Genomic DNA, 19,045 nt, shown 5'->3' with positions numbered 1-19,045 from the left:
GGAACATGTAGCGGAGCCGGTCTCAGCCATGACCGCCTATGTCCTGCAACGGCTGATCCAGAGCGCGCTCGTGCTGCTCGCGGTTTCGGTCGTCGTCTTCTTCGCCGTCTACGGCATCGGCGATCCGATCGAGCTTCTGGTCTCGCCCTCGGCCAGCTCGGCCGAGCGCGAGGCGCTGATCCGGCGCCTCGGCCTCGACCTGCCGATCTGGCAACAATATTTCGTCTTCATGGGCAATGCGCTGAAGGGCGATCTCGGCCGCTCCTTCGTCCATGGCGTGCCGGCGATCGAATTGATCCTCGCCCGTCTGCCCGCGACCTTCGAGCTCGTGCTGCTGGCGATGACGCTGGCGATCGTGACCGGCGTGCCGCTCGGCCTCTATGCCGGGCTCGATCCGGAGAGCCGTCCCTCGCGCATCATCCTCGGCAGCACCATCCTCGGCTTTTCTCTGCCTAGTTTCTGGAAGGGCATGATGCTGATCCTGCTGTTCGCCGTGCTGCTCGGCTGGTTGCCGACGGCGGGGCGCGGCGAGACGGTATCCATCCTCGGCTTCAAGACCAGCCTGCTGACGCTGGACGGGCTCAAGCATCTGGCGCTGCCGGCGATCAACCTCGCCATTCCCAACATGGCGCTGATGATCCGCCTCGTCGCCGCCGGCACGACCGCGACGATGACGCAGGACTACGTCAAATATGCCCGCGCCAAGGGCGTACGTCCCCGGCGCATCGTCGGCCGGCATGTGCTGCGCAACATCCTGATCCCGGTCGTCACCGTGGTCGGCATCGAGTTCGGCAGCCTCGTCGCCTTCTCCACCATCACCGAGACGGTCTTCGCCTGGCCGGGCATGGGCAAGCTGCTGATCGACTCGGTCTACCAGCTCGATCGGCCGGTCGTGGTCGCCTATGTGCTGCTGGCGACGCTGCTTTTCGTCACGGTGAACTTCCTCGTCGACATCCTCTATGCCGCGCTCGACCCGCGGGTGAAGCTGACGGGAGAGATGGCATGAGCGCAAAGAGCAAGGCGCCCGCCGTTCCCGACTATGCCGACACACCGTTGCGCGAGAGGGTGCTCCGCCGTATCCGCAACCGGCCGACGACGCGCGGTGCCGCGATCCTGCTCGGCATCATGGTTCTTCTCGCGCTGCTGGCGCCCGTCATTGCGCCGCAGAACCCGCACGATCTCGCCGCGCTCAGCGTAATGGACAATCGCCTGCCGCCGGGCGAGACCAGCATGAACGGCATGACCTACTGGCTCGGCACGGATTCGCAGGGTCGCGACATGCTGAGCGCGATCCTCTACGGGCTGCGCACCAGCCTGATGGTCGGCCTCTCGGCGACGCTCGGCGCGCTCTTCATCGGGATTTCCGCGGGGCTTCTCGCGGCGCAGTTCGGCGGACCCGTCGATGCCATCATCATGCGCGTCGTCGACTTCATGCTCGGCTTTCCCTCGATCCTGGTCGCGCTCGTGCTGCTCGCCTCGATCGGGCGCGGCGTCGACAAGGTCATCCTCGCCATCGTGCTGGTGCAATGGGCGCAATATGCCCGGCTGATGCGCGCCTCCGCGCTGGTGGAGCGGCGCAAGGAGTATATCGAGGCGGCGCTGAATTTCGGCCTGCCGACCCGGCACATCATGATCGCGCACCTGCTGCCGAACTCGGTCGGCTCGGTGCTCGTGGTCGCCTCGATCAGCGTTGCCAGCGCGATCACGCTGGAGGCGACGCTCTCCTTCCTGGGCGTCGGCGTGCCGGTGACGCAGCCCTCGCTCGGCCTGCTCATCGCCAACGGCTTCGAGTTCCTGCTCTCGGGCGAATACTGGATCGCGGTTTTCCCGGGTATCGCGCTGGTGCTGCTGATCGTCTCGCTCAACCTCGTCGGCGACCGGCTGCGCCGCAGCTTCAACGTGCGCTCATGACCGACGCCCTGCTCGATGTCCGCGGTCTCAGGACCGTCTTCCATGCGCTCGACGGTGCCTGGCCCGCTGTCGACGGTGTCGATCTCAGCGTCGCGCGCGGCGAGGTGCTGGGGCTCGTCGGCGAGTCCGGCTCCGGCAAATCGGTGACCGGCTTCTCGCTGGTCCGGCTGATCGATGCACCCGGCGAGATCGTCTCTGGCACGATCCGCTTCGACGGCGAGGATCTGCGCAACGCGACTGAAGAGCGGCTGCGCGATCTGCGCGGCGACCGCATCGCGATGATCTTCCAGGACCCGCTGATGACGCTGAACCCGGTGCTCAGCATCGGCGAGCAGATGAGCGAGGCAATCCTGGAGCATCGTCAATGCACCCGAATGGAGGCGCTGGCCGAGGCGGCGAAGGCGCTGGCGCGCGTCGGCATCTCCTCGCCGGAAGCGCGGTTGAAACAGTTCCCGCACGAATTCTCCGGCGGCATGCGCCAGCGGGTCGCGATCGCGACGGCGCTGCTCAACGCGCCCGACCTGATCATCGCCGACGAGCCGACGACGGCGCTCGATGTCACCATCCAGAGTCAGATCCTGTTCGAGGTGCAGAAGCTCGCCCGCGAGACCGGCACGGCCGTACTCTGGATCACCCATGATCTTGCCGTCGTGGCCGAGCTCGCCGACCGGGTCGCGGTGATGTATGCCGGCCGCGTCGTCGAGATCGGCCCGGTCGATCAGGTTCTCGATGCGCCGCGCCACCCCTACACGCTCGGCCTGCTCAACTCCTCGGCCGCCAATGTCGCGCCCGGCGAGCGGCTGAACCAGATCGACGGCGTCGCGCCGCGCATCGATGCGCGCCCGAGCGGCTGCCCGTTCCGGCCGCGCTGCCTGCGCGTGCAGCCGGTCTGCGCCGAGCGCGATCCCGAGACGGTGGGGGAGGGCGCCCGCAGCTTCCGCTGCCATAATCCGGTGCCGGTGGGAGAAGCGGCATGAATGCCCAATCCAGCGCCCCGATCATCGAGCTCAAGGGCATCACCAAGCATTTCCGACGCAAGCCGACGCTGGCTGAGCGCATCCTGATGGCGACCGGCCGCGGCAAGGCACCGCCGGTGCTGCGCGCCGTCGACGGCATCGATCTCAGTGTGAAGCGCGGCGAGGTGCTTGGTCTCGTCGGCGAATCCGGCTGCGGCAAGTCCACGCTCGCCCGCGTCGTCACCGGCATCCTGAAGCCGACCGCCGGCGAGGTCGTCTACGAGCAGCGGCCGGTGGCCGGGCTCAGAGGCAAGGAGCGACTCGACTTCCTGCTGAAGGTCCAGATGATCTTCCAGGACCCCTACGCCTCGCTCGACCCGCGCATGAAGGTGAGCCGCATCGTCGGCGAGGCGCTGAGCGTCCACAAACTCCTGCCGAAGGCCGAGATCGATGGGGCTGTCGACCGGGCGCTGAGCGAGGTCGGGCTCGATCTCGCCTATCGCGAGCGCTATCCGCACCAGTTCTCGGGCGGGCAGCGACAGCGCATCGGCATCGCGCGGGCGCTGGCCGTGAAGCCGGATTTCCTCGTCTGCGACGAGCCGGTCTCGGCCTTGGACGTCTCGATTCAGGCGCAGGTCGTCAATCTGTTCATGGATGTGCGCGAGCGCCATGGGCTGACCTATCTCTTCGTCAGCCATGACCTCGGCCTCGTCCGCCATATCAGCGACCGGGTCGCGATCATGTATCTCGGCCGCATCGTCGAGGTTGGGCGGGCGGCGGAGATCTTCGCAGAACCGGCGCATCCCTACAGCGCCGCGCTGATCGCCGCGATCCCCTCGGCGGCGCGGCGCAAGCGCGCCTTCCAGCCGCTCAAGGGCGAATTGCCGTCACCGCTGGCGCCGCCGCCCGGCTGCCCCTTCCATCCGCGCTGCGAGCAGGCGATGCCGGTTTGCCGCGAGGTCCGGCCGAAGCTCACCGAGATCGCGCCCGGCCGCAGCGCCGCATGTCATCTGCACAAGGCTCCGGAGGCCGCATGACCACCACCACCCTCAACCCGCCCGTCGGGCGCGGCGCACTGCCCTTCATCGACCGGCGCCATCCGGACAGGCCGCTGGTTGTCAATTTCTATCGCCCGGAGCGCCACCAGCCGAACGACCCTGTCATCGTCGTGCAGCACGGCATGATGCGCAACGGCGACGACTACAGGGATTTCTGGATCGATGCGGCCGAGAAGCACAATCTGCTGATCGTCGCGCCGACCTTTCCCGACGAGCATTTCCCCAAAGCCGAAGGCTACAACAACGGTCTGGTCGTCTCCGCTGACGATGCCATCGCTCCGCGCGAGCAGTGGCTCTACGCGGTGCCCGAGCGCGTGCTGGATGCGCTCCGGGCCGGCGGCGTGATTGATAGCCCCGTCATCCGCATTTTCGGCCATTCGGCCGGCGGCCAGTTCGTGCACCGGATGCTGGCGACGGAGGGCGGTGAGCTCTTCGCGGCGGCGATGGCTTCCAATCCGGGCTGGTACACGCTGCCGACGCTCGATCGGCGCTTTCCGGAAGGGCTCGGCGGGCTCGATCTCGACCGTAGTGCGCTCACACGCTGGCTCGCCTATCCCATGATGCTCTTCGCTGGGGACCGCGACATCGTCACCGACGATCCCAACCTGCCGGCGCAGGCCGAAGCGCTGGCTCAGGGGCCGCATCGCTATGGCCGCGCCCATTTCATGCTCGACTTCGCCCGGGCCGAGGCCGCGCGTCTTGGCGTGCCCTGCAACTGGCAGCTGATCACGGTGCCGGGGATCGGCCATGACGGCGGGGCGATGTCGCGCGCGGCGGCGGCCTATTGGTTCGAAGCCGGCCGGATTCCACCGGTGGAGGAGCTTGGAAAGCAGGTCGAACCCGTACTCTGACAACTCCTGCTGCGGCGCAATATTGCTGACCCGGTGCGAGGGCCACCGGGGTTGGTCGGGCTTCCCGCGCGGGGCGTTTGAGCGCCCCGTCACCGCCTCGTCCATGGGCAACGCTCCCGTAATCTTCGCACGCGATCTGCGGATGCCGACCCGCTCCGATTCACGGAGCCAGGGCGCAGGCAGATGCGTCGGCGGCGGGGAAAGCCGCCGCAAGGAGTTGTTGTCATGTTTCGCACCATCTTGATGGCGGGCCTCGGCCTGCTGGCCCTGTTCGCGGTGCCCGCGGCGGCGGCGGACCGCCTGCTGCCGCGTACTCAGGAGTGGCCGGCCTATACCGCGCCGCGCACCTACAACTGGAACGGCATCTATGCCGGTATCCATTCCGGCGCAGCCTTCGACCGCTTCGACGGCGCCGCCAAGAAGAGCCGCAACGAAGTGCTGCTCGGCGGCCAGCTCGGCTACAACCTGCAGCTCGGCAGCATGGTCTTCGGCATGGAGGGCGACATGTCGATGAACGGCCTCGGCAACAGCTCCAAGCAGCGCGGTGCCGGCACCGGCGCCGACATGCGATATGTCAGCACGCTGAAGGCACGCACCGGTGTCGCCTTCGATCGTGTGCTGATCTACGGCACCGGCGGTCTCGCTTATGGCAGCCTGAAGGCCACGGACGGCCTGCTGTCGAAGACCAAGAGCAAGATCGGCTATGTGGTTGGTGCCGGCGCCGAATACGGCATAACCGACCATCTCTCCGCCAAGCTCGAATACAACTACGTCTCGCTCGGCAAGCAGGACTTCCAGTTCGGCAATACCCGCAGCCGCATCGGCGTCACCGAGCATCTCGTCAAGGCCGGCCTCAACTACCGCTTCTGACCCCGCCATAGCGGCCGGTTTCGCAAGGCCAGTCCTGATTCACGGCCTTCTTGGCCGTTCTCTGGTAGGGATGGGGCGGGATGTTCGGAAATACCGTCCCTTGTCCGGCATCACGTTCCATCCCTGCACCTCCACAGGACAGACATGCGCGCATTGATCGTCGAGGACGAGCCGGATCTGATGAGCTTCCTGTCCTCGCTTCTCACGAATGCGGGGTTGATCGTGGATCGGACCACGACGATCGATGCCGCATTGGCGGCCCTGCGGACCGCGCCCTTCGACATCGCCATCGTCGATAGGCGCCTGCCGGACGGCGACGGCCTGTCGATCGTCAAGGCGCTCAGCGCCGACGATGCGCGTCCGGCCTTCCTGATCCTGACCGCGCGCGACGCCAAGGCCGACGTCATCGAAGGCCTCAATGGCGGCGCCGACGATTATCTGGTCAAGCCTTTCGAGCCGGGCGAGCTGCTTGCGCGCCTGCGGGTGATCGTGCGGCGGCGTCATCCCAAGCGATCCCTGGTCATTGCGGCCGGTAACCTCTCGCTCGATCTTGAGGGCCGCAGCGCCTGTGTCGGAGCCGAGCCTCTCGACCTGCGCCGGCGCGAGGCGCTGATCCTCGAAGCCCTCGTTCAGCGCGTCGGCCGCGTCGTCACCCGCGATGTACTGATCGAGGCCGTCTATGGCTTCGACGATCTGATCGAATCGAACACGCTGGAGGCGCAGATCTCGCGCCTGCGCCGCAAGCTTCGCGACGCCGGTGCCCAGGTCGAGATCACCTCGCTGCGCGGCATCGGCTACATGCTGAAGACGACAGTGTCGGCGCTCTAGCGCATCTCAATCGCGGCTGGTGCCGTCCGGCGGGAAGGCCAGGCGCACCGTTGTGCCGCCATCCTCATTGCCGAGAATGGCGATGGAGCCGCCATGGGCGGCCATGATGTCGCGCACGATGGTCAGGCCAAGACCCGCGCCGGTCGAACTCGGCGACATACGGTTGAACGGCTCCATCGCCTGCGGGCGCTTCGCCGCTGCGATGCCGACGCCGTCGTCGATGACCTCCAAGACGGCTCCGTCGAGGACGCGGACCAGAATGGTCGATCTGGCCTTCGCATGGCGCAGGGCGTTGTCGACGAGGTTGGCGAGCGCGGCCCGGACCGTGGGCTCATTGGCATCGATCACCCCGTGCAGATCGCCCTCCTCTTCCAGCGCGACATCCACACCGTGGCTGAGGATGAGCGGAGCGAGCTCGGCCAGGACGGAGCGAGCGAGCGCGTTGAGCTGCAGCGGTTCGAAGGGCAGTTCGGTGGCATGCAGGCGGGCGAGTTGCAGCATCGAGGAGACGATGGTGGTCAGCCGGCTCAGATCCGTGGTCAGCTGGAGGCGCGCCGGCTCGTCCGGGAGCGCGTCGACCCGGCTGCGCATCACGGCGAGCGGGGTGCGCAGTTCGTGCGCGACATTGTTCATGAAGCGCCGTTGTCCCTCCATGTTGCCGGCGATCTGGTCGAGCGCCGAATTGAGCGCGGTCGTCAGGGGCATGAGCTCGATCGGGGTTTCCTCGGTCGGCAGCAGGCCGCGCGGCGCGCGGGGATCGATGCGGGCCGCCGCTTCGGCAGCGCTGCGCAGCCGCGCACTGATATAGGAGACCGACATCGCGATTGCGGCAGCGATGATGATGCCGAAGACCACCGAGATCGCGAAGGCCGGACCGGCGATCGCGCGCAGGAAATAGCCGAGGATCAGGTCCCAACCCGGCACGCCGCCGCCGGTCGCGACGATGACGCGGCTGCCATCCTTCTCGATCACGTCGAAGGCGAGTGCGTTGTCGCCGCCGACGCGCATCTGCGCCGCGATCGTCGGGCCATCCAATCGGATGTCGATGGGCAACCCCGGACGCAACTCTGGCGCATACTCGACGACGGAACGTCCATCGGAGACGAGATACCAGAGACGGGGGCTGGCATGCTCGATCTGCACAAGCGCCGCGGTCTTCTCGACCTGCAGTCCGCCGCCCGTCGACGGCCGTACGCCTTGCTGGATGATTTGTGAGGTGACGTCGTTGCGTAGGGCGCCAGGGTCTTCGGTGATGAAGGTGAACGCCAGAACGGCCGCGATGAAGGCCGCGAACAGGACGATGCCCAGCAGGCCGAGCCGGAGCGTAAGGGCGCGCGACAGCGAGGTCACGCCAGGCCCCCGTTCTCACGACGGCCGTGAGCGTTCGAAGTCGCCGGCGACGGCCTCACGGAAATCGGTTCAATGTTGCGGGTCGTCACGGAGCCTCTGTGCGGGTATGGCTTGTCGGACAGGGCGCGCTGCTCTGGCTCGCTCTGCATGGACCGTAATAGCGTTGCCGTTCAACTCTTCCATGGATCTGCCAACCTGATGCCTGTGTTGCGCACCGTGGCAAGGGGGAGCCGTCCGGTCTGGGCGTTGGCGGCGCTGCTCGCGGCCGCGCCGATCGAAGCCACGGCGTTGGCACAGGGCAGACCGCCGGCGAAGGAACAGATCCGGCCGGGCCAACTGCCGACGACATCGCGCAACGATATCTTGCGATTGGTCGAGGGGGTATTCGACACCGCGTCGAAAACGGTCAGCCTTCCGATCGAACGTGCGTTCGCCCTGTTCGGCGAGCCCAATGCCTATATCGTCGGCGGCGAGCTGAGCGGCTCTTTCGTTGTCGGCGGGCGACATGGCAGCGGCGAGTTGCGTTTTTCGGACGGGTCCCCTGAGCCGGTGATCTGGTCGGCGCTGTCGGTCGGCATCGGACTCGGCGCCGATTACGGCCGGGTGATCATGCTGGTCTACGGGCTTGACCGGCGGGAGGACGTGTTCGGAGACTATGCCAGCCTCGGCGGCAGCGCCCATTTCCTGGCCGGGGCCAATGCGACGATCCTCGCCTCGCCGCGCGCGCGGATCGTCCTCATCTCGTCGGGCCTTGGCCTGCGCTTCTCGGGCGATCTCAGCCGCATCCGCATCGAGCCGGCGGGTTCGCCGGAGATCCTGCGCCCACCAGCAAACATCTGCGGCAATCCGGCCGATTGTCCGCCGCCGGGACGCCCCTGACGGGACGATGCTCAGCGGGCCCGCTCGAGCGATTGGTAGGCCGCAGAGTGGAGCTCGTCGAGGCGCGCCGAGATGTCCATGGCGATGAGGCCGACCTCGCGATCGTCGGCACCCTTTCGGACATAGAGCGGCTCCGACCAGAGGATGCAGCCGCGGCCAAAGGGCAGGGCGATGCTGGACCGGTCCCAGTTTGTCAGATCGAAGCGCGCGCTCGTGACGGCGGCGAAGAGGTAGATCGGCCGACCGGTGACGCGGGCGAGCTGCACGGCGCCCTTGCCGGCCACCCGCGACACTTTCGGCACGTCGGCCGTGAGAACGACGCTGGTGCCGTCGCGGAGCGCGTCCCGCATTTCGAAGAACGCTGGAATTGCCCGCTTGGTCTGAATTTTCGGGCGGCTCTGCGTCCCCGAGCCACGGATGGTCCGGAAACCGGCCCGTTCGACGACGGAGGCGACGACCTCGCCATCGAAATGCAGCGAGGCCAGGATTGCCACGCGCGATGCCCCCTCGAGCGCCGCAAGGCTCAGCATCTGCTGGCCGTGCCATGTCAGGGCGATGAACGGCTCGCGGCTGCGCTCCCAAGGACAGGCCCCGGGAATGACCGGCCTGAACCGGGTGGTTCGTTGCACGAGGTTGATATAGCCGTGCAGTGCGCGGCCGGCGAGCGCCGCTGACTGGCCTGAGCTGGGACGCATCTTCCGCTCTCCATGATGAATCACATGGAGTGGTCGGTGCTCCGGCTTGCTGGAACATTGCGCGGCAGCCGGCGGAGAGGCCGGCTTCGCACAAAATCAGGGTTTGAACGCGCTTGCCGCCCCGTCAGGCGCTCCGGCCATGGCTATGGTCCGTCCGCAGGCGGCGCTCGATGAAGCGGCTATAGGAGCCCATGCCGTAGCTGAGCAGGGCATAGACCAGCGCCGCGAAGACATAGCCCTCCAGCACGGCGATGCCCTGCCAGACCGGATCGCGCATTGCCGAGCGCACCGTGTCGAGGAAGTCGAGCAGGCCGATGATCGTGACGAGTGTCGTGTCCTGAAAGAAGCCGATGAAGATGTTGACCAGCGGCGGGATGACGATCTTGAGCGCCTGCGGCAGCACGATCTTGCGCATCGACAGCCAATAGCCGAGGCCGAGCGAGGCGGCGGCTTCGTGCTGGCCCTTCGGCACTGCCTGCAGACCGCCGCGGACGGTCTCGGCGATATAGGCGCCGGCGAAGATGATGATTGCGACCTGCGCCCGCAGCAATTTGTCGATGGTGACACCGTCCGGCATGAACAGCGGCAGCATCACCGAGGCCATGAACAGGATCGAGACCAGCGGCACCCCGCGCACCGTCTCGATGAAGATGACGGCGATGACCTGGATTGCGGGCAGCTTCGAGGAGCGCGCCAGCGCCAGCAGCACGCCAAGCACGAAGCCGAAGGCGAGCCCGACCGAGGAGAGCATGAAGGAGAGCGGCAGGCCGCCCCAGTTCGTGGTGCTCACCACCATGAGGCCGAACAGCCCGCCATACATCAGCACGCCGCAGACGATGACGACAGCGAGCCAGAGCCAGACCAAACGCCGCGACCAGAAGCGCGGAATCATCGAGATGATCACCGCAGCGAGGAACAGCAGCACGGCGAGTGCCGGGCGCCAATGCTCCTCGTAAGGATAGAAGCCGAAGATCATGAAGCGCAGCTTCGCCGCCAGGAAGGGCCAGCACGCCCCGTTCCCGGCCTTGCAGGCCTGCGGTCCGCCTTCCGTCACCGCGCGGGTGACGAGCCAGCCCCAAGCGCCGGTCACGAGGCGATAGATCAGCCAGAGGCAGGCGAGGGTGATGGCGGCGTTGAGCGGAGAGCCGACAAAGGGCTTCAGCCCAGCCAGCCAACGCCGCTGTCCCTGCAGGGGGCGGTCGGCGCGTTCGACGCCAAGCATCGCCGTATTGGTGAGCTCGGACATCTCAGCGCTCCACCAGGGCGACGCGGGCGTTGTACCAGTTCATGAGCAGCGAGATCGTGATCGACAGGCCGAGATAGACCAGCATGAAGATCGCGATGCCCTCGATGGCCTGTCCGGTCTGGTTCATCGTGGTGTTGGAAACCATCACCAGATCGGGGTAGCCGATCGCGATGGCGAGCGAGGAGTTCTTGAAGGTCGAGAGATAGGAACTGGTCAGCGGCGGAATGATCACGCGCAGCGCTTGCGGCAGCACGACCAGCCGCATCGTCTGGCGGTCGTGCAGCCCGACGGCACGCGCAGCCTCCCATTGGCCGCGCCCGACCGCGAGGATGCCGGCGCGGACGATCTCGGCGATGCCGGCGGAAGCTGAGAGGCCGAGCCCGACCAGAAGCGCGGTGAATTCCGGGGTGACCTGCAGGCCCCCGGTGATGCGGAAGCGGCCTTTTTCCGGCCAGTTCACCACGAGATCCGGCTGAAACAGCAAGAGGCCGATGAGCGGTGGCGCGAGGAGGGCGACGAGCACATAGGGCCAGGCGGCCCTGGCGTGGCCGGACGCGACGCGGTGGCGCCGCATGAACGCGGCGACCACGAAGGCGAGCACGATGCCGGCCAAGGCGGAGACCAGCACGCCGGTATGGGCGGCCGACCAGCGCAGCGAAGGGACGATCAGGCCGCCATTGCTGAGGAAGACGTCGGGCAGCACCTGCCAGGCGTCCCGCACCGGCGGAAACACCGCGACGATCAGCGCATACCAGAGGAAGAGGTAGAGCAGCAGCGGCACATTGCGCAGCGCCTCGACATAGATCAGCGCGAGGAAGGACAGGAGCGGATTGCGCGACAGTCGGGCGATGCCGACGATCAGGCCGAGCACGGTCGAGAGGATAACGGCGAAGATCGAAACCCAGACCGTGTTGAGCAGCCCGACGAGAATGGCGCGGCCGTAGGTGTCGCTGGATTCGTAGCTGATGAAGGACTGGCTGATGACGAAGCCCGCCGGCCGGGAGAGATAGGCGAAGCCCGTTGCGATGTTCTGTTCGGCGAGCTTCCGCGAGACCGTGCCGAAGAGGTAGAGGCCGATCCCGACGACGAGGACCACGGCCACGACCTGATAGAGCACGGCGCGCACGCGCACATCGTAAATGAGCCGCAGCGGGCTGGATGCTGGAGAGGCCATCGGGCTGTTCCGTGCTGGAGACGCACCGGCCGCGCGCGACGGCCGGCGGTCTCAGGTCAATCGAGGGAACGCCAGATCGCCGCGCGTCCCACCGGACGCGACGACGGCGATCTATTCATTTGATACCGCATCGGATTTTCTAAAAAGCGGAAGCCACTTTTCGGTCCGATGCGATGGCCGGGATCACCGGAAGGGTGGGGAGTAGAGCAGACCGCCCTTGGTCCAGAGCTGGTTCGGGCCACGGGTCAGGCCGAGCGGGGTCTTCTCGCCGAGATGGCGCTCGAAGAGCTCGCCGTAATTGCCGAGCTGCTTGATGGCGTTGTAGGCCCATTTGTTGTCGAGGTTCAGCATCTTGCCGAGATCGCCGTTGACGCCGAGCAGGCGCTGGATCTCGGGGTCCTTGCTCTTGAGCTGCTCGTCGATATTGGCCTTGGTGATGCCGTACTCCTCGGCCGCGATCAGGGCGTTGACCGTCCAGGAGACGATGTCGCGCCAGTTGCTGTCGTTCTGGCGGATGACGGGCGCAAGCGGCTCCTTCGAGATCGTCTCGGGCAGGATGACGTATTGCTTGGGGTCGTTCGCGATCGCGCGCACCGAGGCGAGATCCGAACGGTCGGTGGTGATGACGTCGCAGCGGCCGGAGAAGAAGGCGTTGCGCCACTCGTCGGGATTCTCGAAGACGACCGCCTCGTATTTGATGTTGCGCGGCTTGAAGTAGTCTTCGAGGTTCTGCAGCGTCGTCGTGCCCGGTAGGATGCAGACGGCCGACTGCGACAGCTCCGCCGCGCTCTTCACGCCGAGCTTGCTCGAAACCATCAGGCCCTGGCCGTCATAGAAAACGACCGGCGCGAAATCGAGGCCGAGCGATGTGTCGCGCGAGAAGGTCATCGTCGTCTGGCGCGAAAGCAGGTCGACCTCGCCGGACTGAAGCCCCTGGAAGCGGACGTTGGTGTTGAGCGGAACGAAGTCGACCTTGTCCGGAACACCGAAGACGGCGGATGACACGGCGCGGCAGATGTCGCTGTCGAAGCCCTGGCGAACGCCCTTGTCGTCGGCGTAGGAGAAGCCCGGAGCCGTGGGGGAGACGCCGCAGAGAATCTTGCCGCGCTTCTTCACAGCCTCGAGCGTCGCTTGCGCCGATGCGGGAGCGGCGAACACGGAAAAGGCGGCCGCGGCGAGACCGATCGCGGCCAGCTTGCAGAACATTTTTGGCATAGGCGTTTCCCCTGGTGCGTGCCTGTCGTCGGCGCGTCGACAGGGAGCCTATTGAGCTGCGGTTGCCGCCGCAAGGACCTTCCGCGCCAAATCCCTTGACGGTGCGGAGTGACGGCGCGGGGCCGGCACGGTAGGCTGGGCGCGAACCGGATTGCGCCCTTGAAGTCCCGACTCGCCACATTCCTGCTGCTGTGGGTTCCGCTTGCGCTCATCGGCCTCGGGCTGGGGGCCGCGATCGAATTCACACGGGCAAGCGACGCGCTCCACCGCGAGGGAGCGACGCTGCATCGCGTCCTCTCGCAGCGCGCCGAGCAGCATGACGCGCATCTCACCAGCCTCGCGGCGGTGCTGGCGAGTTCGACCGCGGATTCCGGCACGTGGCGCGCCGTCGTGGAGGCGATGCAACGCTTCTATCCGCGGATCGCGGCGGTCGAGCTGGCAGGATCAGGAGCTCCCCCCGACGGGCTCGAGGGGAAAGCTGCGGAGAATCTCAAGGACTTCGATCCGCTCGCGCTTGCGGCGCGCATCCGGGAGCTTGCGCCGGGCCACACCGGGACGCTGCCCAGCCGGGGAGGGAAGCCTTTCTATGCGCTCGTCAAGCGCATCCCGGACAACGGCTCGGAGCCGCGGGCGCTGGTGCTCGTCATCGACGCCACACGCATGGCCGAACCGGAAGGCGGCTTGCCGGAGGAGACCGTGCTCGCGCTGCACGATAGCTCCGGAGCCAGGATCGTCAGCCAAGGACGTGAACGTCCGCCCGGTACGGGTCTGCCCGAACTCACCTATGAGCGGGCGTTGGGAAGCCGCTCGCAGCCCATGGTCCTGTCCCTGGAGCGGCGGCCGGCCGTGGCCGAGATCCTGCCGCCGATCCTGCTGATCGGCTGGCCGCTGGCCTCCGGGCTCGCAGTGCTGCTGCTGCTTGCGGTTCTGCGCGAAAAGCGCGCCAGCCAGCGGGCGCGCGAAGCGATGCGCCTGCATCAGCAGGATGCGCGACTCGCCCATGCGATGCGGGTGAACACGGTCGGCGAGATGGCGTCCGGCATCGCTCATGAGATCACGCAGCCGCTGACGGCGATCCTCAGCCAGAGCCAGGCCGGCCTGCGGCTCATGCGCTCCGCGGCGGGGCAACCGGACGCGCTGATCGGCGTGCTCGATGCGAATGTGCGGCACGCCTTGAGGGCCGGCGAAATCCTGGAGCGGCTGCGGGCCTATGTGACGCGCCGCGAGCCGCAGCCCCAACCGAACGACCTCAACTGCATCGTCCGCAATGTCGTTGCCCTGACGCAGCGCGACCTGCAGGAGCGCGGGATCGGCCTCAACCTTGAACTCGGCCCCTCGCCGCTGCCGGCGCGGGTCGATCGGGTCGCGATCGAGCAGGTGGTTCACAATCTCGTCCGTAACGCGGCGGAGGCGATAGCAGGCGAGGCCGGAGGACGACGCGAGATCACGCTCTCGACCCGGCTCGTCGGAGGCGATGTCGAGATCGCCGTGAGCGATACTGGCCCGGGCATCGCGGAGGCCGATCTGGCACGGCTGTTCGAGCCGTTCTTCACCACCAAGAGCGGCGGCATGGGGCTCGGCCTGCCGCTCTGCGAGCGTTTGGTCCAGTCGGCCGGCGGGCGCATCGCTGCGCGCAGCGAGGCCGGCCGGGGCGCCGTGTTCACGGTTCGCTTGCCGCTCCTGGCTCTGGAACAGGGGATCGCGGCTGAATGAAGCCCGCTGCCCGTACGGTCTATCTGATTGACGACGACGACGATGTCCGCGATGCGCTCACGCTGCTGCTGCGGACCATGGGCTTCGCGGCGCAGCCCTTCGCCGGCGTCCAGGCCTTCCTGGAGCGCCCGAACCTGCGGCAGGATGGCTGCATCATCGCCGATATCCGCATGCCCGGGACATCCGGCCTGCAACTTCTGGAGCGCATGGCGAGCGAAGCAGAGCGCATGCCGATTGTCATCGTCACCGGCCATGGCGATGTCGCCGCCTGTCGCCGCGCCTTCAAGGCCGGAGCCGTCGACTTCCTGACAAAGCCGATCGACGAGCAGGTGCTGCTCGAGGCGATCGAGGCGGGCTTCGCGCAGCTCGACGAACGCAGCAGGGTTCACGCCGCCCGCGCCGGGCGGGAAGCACAGCTGGCCAAGCTGACCCAGCGCGAGCGGGAGATCCTCGATCTCATCGCCGAAGGGCTTTCGACCAAGGAAATCGCTCGCGCGCTCGCCGTTTCGCCGCGCACGGTCGAGACCCATCGCGCCAATATTGCCGAGAAGCTCGGCGCCGGCTCGGTTGCGGAGATGGTTCGTATCGCCCTTGAAGGGTAGGGCTCCGACAACTTCGCTCTCGCGGCTGTCATTGCCGCCTTGCTCCGTAGGATTACTGAGAGGTCTCCGGCGCCGTACCGATCTTTTTTCGCTTCGCGGTTCGGTAGCGTGGCCCCGTCGAGCTCAGGCTCGCCACGCCCCGCATCGGAGAGACCATGTTCAAGACCGCTTTCGCCGCCGCTGCTGCCACACTCGCTCTCGTTCCGGCCGTCGCCGGCGCCCAGGTTTTGCAGCAGCGCAACATGCCGCTCGCCATCGCGCAGGAGATCGCGCAGGCCGCCGTCGAGGCCTGCGCCACCAAGAACTTCTACATTGCCGCCACGGTGGTCGACCGGGCCGGCGTGCCCCTTGCCATGCTGCGCGCCGACCGGGCCGGTCCGCACACCGTCGCTGCCAGCCGCGACAAGGCCTACACCTCGGCTTCCGCTGGCAATGGCACCCTGGCGATGGCCGAGGGCGCGGAGAAGAACCGGGCGGCGCGCCATGTCGCCTCGATCGAGGGCTTCCTGCTGCTCGGTGGCGGCTTGCCGGTCAAGGTCGGCGACGAGGTGATCGGCGCGGTCGGCGTCGGCGGCGCCCCGGGCGCCAATCTGGACGAGGATTGCGCCAAGGCCGGGATCGAGAAGGTGCAGGCGAAGCTGCGCTGAATTGGCCGATCGCAGTCATTGTGAAGCAGGTGGCCGCTGCGCCGGCCGCCTGCCCGCCATTGGGGAACGTCGCCATGTCGAGGATGTTGCTGGGCGCGCTGGCGCTTCTGGCCGCCATCGGGTCCGGTGAAGCGACGGCGCAGACGCCGCCGAGCCCGGCCGAACTTGCCGCCTATCGCGGCTTGCACGCGGCGGCTGCGGCGGGCGATGCCACGACCATCCGCCGGGTGGCCGCGGCGGGGGGTGACCTCGATGCGCGCGACGGCAATGGCCGCACGCCTCTGCATGTCGCGGCATTCCAGGGGCGGGCCGAGGCTTCGCGTCTCCTGATCGCCGTCGGTGCCAAGCCGGGACTGCTCGACGAGCAGCGTTACGATGCGCTGACGATCGCGGCGGTGCGTGACGACGTGCCGATGGTCAGGGCGCTGCTGGCATCCGGCGCTTCGGCCAAGCTGATCACGAGCCGCTATGACGGCACGGCGCTGATCGCAGCCGCACATCTCGGCCATGACGAGGTGGTGCGCGAGCTGATCAAGGCCGGGGCGCCGCTCGACCATGTCAACAATCTCGGCTGGACCGCCCTGATGGAGGCGGTAGTGCTGGGCGATGGCGGCCCCCGTCACGTCGAGACGGCACGCGCTCTGCTTGCCGCGGGCGCGGATCGCTCTATCGCGGACGGGCAGGGCATCACGCCGCTGCAGCACGCCCGGGCGCGCGGCGATCGGGCGATGGCCGCAGTGCTGGAAAGCGCGCAGAGGCGCTGAATACGCGCCGCTCGCAGACCCCGATTGCGCTCCAGCGCAGGGTTTAGCGGCCGCCAATGCTCATTCTCGTTTCCCAGACCGACCGGCAATCCGACGCGCCAGGATGGAACCCCGCCTGCGGCTTCCCGTTGAAGCAGGCAGTGGGAGAGGTGAGACATGCCCTCGAGAGCGATGGAATTGCGCCGTTCGGATGTCCGCATGAATCCGGCGCGATATGAACGATGCCAGGATACCGACGGGAACAGATATGTCGTCGCGGTGTGGTCTGACACCGACGGACTCGCGCGGTTCACCCTCCTCGACGGAACATCCCTCGCGCGTGTCGATAACGAGAGTTTCCTGATGCCGAGCGGAACTCGCCTTCGCCGCTGCAAGGATGAGCCCTTTGCGCATTGGGCTTGAGCGGCACGCTGGCCAACCCTGCGGCCCAGAATTGTGCGCCAGATTATCCGCGTGGCGGGACAGCAGATGACCGATGCTCCGCCTGTCCCTCAACGTTCACGCATGCGCCAGTTCTTTCGGGTGGCCCTGCGCTACTGGCGCGACCAGGATACGCGCTGGCGGGCCTGGCGGCTGACGGCCGCCGTATTGTTCTTCGTTGCCGCGCAAACGGCGAGCGCAGTCGGCATCAACAAATGGAACCGCCTGTTCTTCGACGCGCTCGAGAAGCGGGACGTCACGGGCGTATGGGCGGCGACAGGGTGGCTGCCCCCTTTGGTCGTGGCCACGGCCCTGTCGGTGTCCGGGTTGGTGGTCTGCCGCATGCTGCTGCAGACGCGCTGGCGCGAGAACCTCACCCGGCGCGTCGCGGGCTGGTGGATCGCGGACCAGCGCTATTATCGCCTCGGCTTCCTGACCAAGAGGCTGACCGCACCCGAATATCGAATCGCGGAGGATGCCCGCCTCGCGATCGAGCCGCTGGTCGAGCTGGCGATCGGGCTGATCAGCGCCTTCATCACGGCGGCGACTTTCGCAGCGATCCTCTGGCAGGTCGCGGGCTCGGCCGAGGTGACGCTGGGAACCGTCACGATCGTCATCCCGAGCTATATGGCCGTCGCCGCAGTGCTCTACGCCGCCATCGCGTCGCTCGCAGCCTATCTGACCGGGCGGCCGCTGGTGGGCCTCGTCTCGCACAAGAACGAGATGGAAGCCCAGTTCAGGGCCGAGATGACGCGGCTGCGCGAGAACGCCGAGAGTATCGCACTCATCCGCGGCGATGCCGATGAACTGAGCGCGGTGGGGGAGGATTACGGACGCGTCGTCGCCGCCTGGCTCCGGATCATCCGCCAGCAAGGCATCATCGCGCTGGTCCTGAATACGAACGGGGCCTTGTTCCCGATCGTGCCGCTCCTGCTTATCGCGCCCAAGTATCTGGCCGGCGGTGTCACCCTCGGCGCGGTGGTGCAGGTCGTGGCCGCCTTCAGCGCCGTGCAGGCCGCGCTGATCTGGTTCGTCGACAACTTCGTCAGGCTGGCGGAGTGGTTCGCCTCCGTGAGGCGCGTCGACGAGCTGGTCGAGGAACTGCAGGCGCTCGATATCGGCACGATCATGGAGGCGGATACGCGGATCGAACTCGGGGAGAGCGAGGACGAGGCGATCCATATCCAGAATTTGTCGCTCGCGCACAGCAATGGCCGCGTCGTCGTCGCGGATGCGACTGTTGCCATCGAGCGCGGTGCGAAGGTTCTGATTGCAGGGGAGAGCGGCTCCGGCAAGAGCACGCTCATCCGGGCATTGGCCGGGCTCTGGCCCTGGGGATCAGGCTCGATCCGCGTGCCCGCGGGGCAATCGATCGCTTTCGTTCCCCAAAAGCCGTATCTGCCGCGGGGAACGCTGCGTTCGATCTTGCTCTACCCGGCTTCGGAGCGGCCCGTCGACGAGGAGACGATGATCGGAGCGCTGCAGCGCTGTGGCCTGGGCTATCTGTCCAGGAGGCTCGACGCGGAGGATGATTGGGACCGCATTCTCTCCGGAGGAGAGCGCCAGCGGGTCGCCTTCGCACGCCTGCTGATCCAGAAGCCGGACATCATCGTGATGGATGAGGCGACGTCCGCGCTCGACGAGGCGAGCCAGGAAGCGCTGCTGGGGCTGTTCGACAGCGAACTGGCCGACGCGACGCTCATCAGCGTCGGACACCGCCCGGGGCTCGAAGACTATCACGAGCAGAAGATCACGCTCGAACGCCGCCCGGCCGGAGCCCATCTGACGTCCAAGCCGATCGGGCGGTCGCTGTGGCGCCTTTTCCGGGGGCGCCGGGAGGCCAATGAAGATACTGCAGACTGAGGT

18 protein-coding genes are annotated in these 19,045 nt (G+C 67.1%); 13 read left to right on the top strand and 5 right to left on the bottom strand.

Annotated elements, in window-relative coordinates:
* The first annotated feature begins 28 nt into the window (after nucleotides 1–28).
* The 7 genes from AC1DEZ_RS08565 to AC1DEZ_RS08535 all read left to right on the top strand — a co-directional run bounded on the left by AC1DEZ_RS08565 (nucleotide 29) and on the right by AC1DEZ_RS08535 (nucleotide 6,474).
* Nucleotides 29–1,006 (top strand): ABC transporter permease, encoded by a 978-nt coding sequence (locus tag AC1DEZ_RS08565; protein WP_476779418.1) that lies wholly within the window; start codon nucleotides 29–31, stop codon nucleotides 1,004–1,006.
* Nucleotides 1,003–1,911, top strand: coding sequence for an ABC transporter permease (locus AC1DEZ_RS08560; RefSeq protein ID WP_476779417.1), 909 nt, complete (start codon nucleotides 1,003–1,005; stop codon nucleotides 1,909–1,911). Before AC1DEZ_RS08565 ends, AC1DEZ_RS08560 begins: the two co-directional genes overlap by 4 nt.
* Complete coding sequence (locus AC1DEZ_RS08555; RefSeq protein WP_441511822.1) at nucleotides 1,908–2,888, top strand: ABC transporter ATP-binding protein; 981 nt, start codon at nucleotides 1,908–1,910, stop codon at nucleotides 2,886–2,888. Before AC1DEZ_RS08560 ends, AC1DEZ_RS08555 begins: the two co-directional genes overlap by 4 nt.
* Nucleotides 2,885–3,904, top strand: a complete 1,020-nt coding sequence (locus AC1DEZ_RS08550; RefSeq protein WP_476779416.1) for an ABC transporter ATP-binding protein — start codon at nucleotides 2,885–2,887, stop codon at nucleotides 3,902–3,904. Before AC1DEZ_RS08555 ends, AC1DEZ_RS08550 begins: the two co-directional genes overlap by 4 nt.
* Nucleotides 3,901–4,776 (top strand): alpha/beta hydrolase family protein, encoded by an 876-nt coding sequence (locus tag AC1DEZ_RS08545; RefSeq protein WP_476779415.1) that lies wholly within the window; start codon nucleotides 3,901–3,903, stop codon nucleotides 4,774–4,776. The genes AC1DEZ_RS08550 and AC1DEZ_RS08545 overlap by 4 nt, the downstream gene beginning before the upstream one ends.
* A 225-nt stretch (nucleotides 4,777–5,001) precedes the next feature.
* Nucleotides 5,002–5,646, top strand: coding sequence for an outer membrane protein (locus AC1DEZ_RS08540; protein WP_476779414.1), 645 nt, complete (start codon nucleotides 5,002–5,004; stop codon nucleotides 5,644–5,646).
* A 144-nt stretch (nucleotides 5,647–5,790) separates the two neighbouring features.
* Nucleotides 5,791–6,474 (top strand): response regulator transcription factor, encoded by a 684-nt coding sequence (locus AC1DEZ_RS08535; protein WP_476779413.1) that lies wholly within the window; start codon nucleotides 5,791–5,793, stop codon nucleotides 6,472–6,474.
* Nucleotides 6,475–6,480: 6 nt separating this feature from the next.
* Here AC1DEZ_RS08535 and AC1DEZ_RS08530 read toward each other — a convergent pair whose 3' ends face one another.
* Nucleotides 6,481–7,824 carry an ATP-binding protein gene (locus AC1DEZ_RS08530; RefSeq protein ID WP_476779412.1) on the bottom strand — a complete coding sequence of 448 codons (1,344 nt, stop codon included), beginning with the start codon at nucleotides 7,822–7,824 and terminating at the stop codon, nucleotides 6,481–6,483.
* A 147-nt stretch (nucleotides 7,825–7,971) separates the two neighbouring features.
* On the opposite strand from AC1DEZ_RS08530, the gene AC1DEZ_RS08525 reads away from it, so the two are divergent.
* The gene (locus AC1DEZ_RS08525) at nucleotides 7,972–8,703 is read left to right on the top strand and encodes an EipA family protein (protein WP_476779411.1); all 732 of its coding nucleotides are present in this window, start codon (nucleotides 7,972–7,974) and stop codon (nucleotides 8,701–8,703) included.
* Between the two features lie 11 nt (nucleotides 8,704–8,714).
* Here the strand turns inward: AC1DEZ_RS08525 and AC1DEZ_RS08520 are convergent, their stop codons facing one another.
* The 4 genes from AC1DEZ_RS08520 to AC1DEZ_RS08505 all read right to left on the bottom strand — a co-directional run bounded on the left by AC1DEZ_RS08520 (nucleotide 8,715) and on the right by AC1DEZ_RS08505 (nucleotide 13,024).
* Nucleotides 8,715–9,398: a lysophospholipid acyltransferase family protein gene (locus AC1DEZ_RS08520; protein WP_441511829.1), complete on the bottom strand. Its 684-nt coding sequence runs from the start codon at nucleotides 9,396–9,398 to the stop codon at nucleotides 8,715–8,717.
* A gap of 124 nt (nucleotides 9,399–9,522) precedes the next feature.
* Nucleotides 9,523–10,644 carry an amino acid ABC transporter permease gene (locus AC1DEZ_RS08515; protein WP_476779410.1) on the bottom strand — a complete coding sequence of 374 codons (1,122 nt, stop codon included), beginning with the start codon at nucleotides 10,642–10,644 and terminating at the stop codon, nucleotides 9,523–9,525.
* Between the two features lies 1 nt (nucleotide 10,645).
* Nucleotides 10,646–11,818, bottom strand: coding sequence for an amino acid ABC transporter permease (locus tag AC1DEZ_RS08510; RefSeq protein ID WP_476779409.1), 1,173 nt, complete (start codon nucleotides 11,816–11,818; stop codon nucleotides 10,646–10,648).
* A 183-nt stretch (nucleotides 11,819–12,001) separates the two neighbouring features.
* Complete coding sequence (locus AC1DEZ_RS08505) at nucleotides 12,002–13,024, bottom strand: amino acid ABC transporter substrate-binding protein (RefSeq protein ID WP_476779663.1); 1,023 nt, start codon at nucleotides 13,022–13,024, stop codon at nucleotides 12,002–12,004.
* Between the two features lie 168 nt (nucleotides 13,025–13,192).
* Between AC1DEZ_RS08505 and AC1DEZ_RS08500 the strand changes: the two genes are divergently transcribed.
* The 5 genes from AC1DEZ_RS08500 to AC1DEZ_RS08480 all read left to right on the top strand — a co-directional run bounded on the left by AC1DEZ_RS08500 (nucleotide 13,193) and on the right by AC1DEZ_RS08480 (nucleotide 19,042).
* The gene (locus AC1DEZ_RS08500; protein WP_476779408.1) at nucleotides 13,193–14,746 is read left to right on the top strand and encodes a sensor histidine kinase; all 1,554 of its coding nucleotides are present in this window, start codon (nucleotides 13,193–13,195) and stop codon (nucleotides 14,744–14,746) included.
* Complete coding sequence (locus tag AC1DEZ_RS08495; RefSeq protein ID WP_476779407.1) at nucleotides 14,743–15,348, top strand: response regulator transcription factor; 606 nt, start codon at nucleotides 14,743–14,745, stop codon at nucleotides 15,346–15,348. The genes AC1DEZ_RS08500 and AC1DEZ_RS08495 overlap by 4 nt, the downstream gene beginning before the upstream one ends.
* Before the next feature lie 155 nt (nucleotides 15,349–15,503).
* Nucleotides 15,504–15,995 carry a GlcG/HbpS family heme-binding protein gene (locus AC1DEZ_RS08490; RefSeq protein ID WP_476779406.1) on the top strand — a complete coding sequence of 164 codons (492 nt, stop codon included), beginning with the start codon at nucleotides 15,504–15,506 and terminating at the stop codon, nucleotides 15,993–15,995.
* 74 nt (nucleotides 15,996–16,069) lie between these two features.
* Complete coding sequence (locus tag AC1DEZ_RS08485; protein ID WP_476779405.1) at nucleotides 16,070–16,759, top strand: ankyrin repeat domain-containing protein; 690 nt, start codon at nucleotides 16,070–16,072, stop codon at nucleotides 16,757–16,759.
* A gap of 504 nt (nucleotides 16,760–17,263) precedes the next feature.
* On the top strand, nucleotides 17,264–19,042 hold the full coding sequence (locus AC1DEZ_RS08480; protein ID WP_476779404.1) for an ABC transporter ATP-binding protein/permease: 1,779 nt from the start codon (nucleotides 17,264–17,266) through the stop codon (nucleotides 19,040–19,042).
* Nucleotides 19,043–19,045 lie beyond the last annotated feature (3 nt).

The sequence above is a fragment of the Allobosea sp. 10L422 genome, assembly GCF_056395345.1.
Note: the sequence above shows the minus strand (reverse complement) of the source record. Positions and strands in the feature narration are given on the sequence as shown.